The 352-nt window shown below is 59.4% G+C and carries 1 pseudogene; it reads right to left on the reverse strand.

From position 1 onward, the window contains the following. Positions 1 to 251: pseudogene (locus IT775_RS21190) on the reverse strand (2-hydroxyhepta-2,4-diene-1,7-dioate isomerase); the annotation flags it as partial. Between the last annotated feature and the right edge of the window lie 101 nt (positions 252 to 352).

Consider the following 352-nt stretch of genomic DNA (forward strand, 5'->3'; position numbering starts at 1 on the left):
GCCGCGTGTTTGGCGTAGTTCAGCCCGATGCAGTAGAAATTCGGCACATCGGCCAGGCAGGCGCCGATGCGCTCGGGCGTCACCACCGGCAGGGTGTCGATATCGATGGCGCGGATCGCGTCAATGGCGGCCAGAGACACGGCTTCGCCCGCGAAATCATCGACCTTGCCGCTCAGGTCGCGGACATTACCGTCCGCGTCGAGAATGCCGGGCTTTTCCTGACCCTTGGGGCCAAAGCGTAGAAGTTTCATTGGTATTCGTTCCCTTGTTCAATTTGTCAGAGGATTTCGCGGATGCGGCGGATAGCTTCGAGGATGTTGTCGGTGCTGTTGGCGTAGGAAAAGCGCAGGTA

This window comes from Thalassovita aquimarina (genome assembly GCF_018219815.1).
Taxonomy (GTDB): Bacteria; Pseudomonadota; Alphaproteobacteria; order Rhodobacterales; family Rhodobacteraceae; genus Thalassobius; species Thalassobius aquimarinus.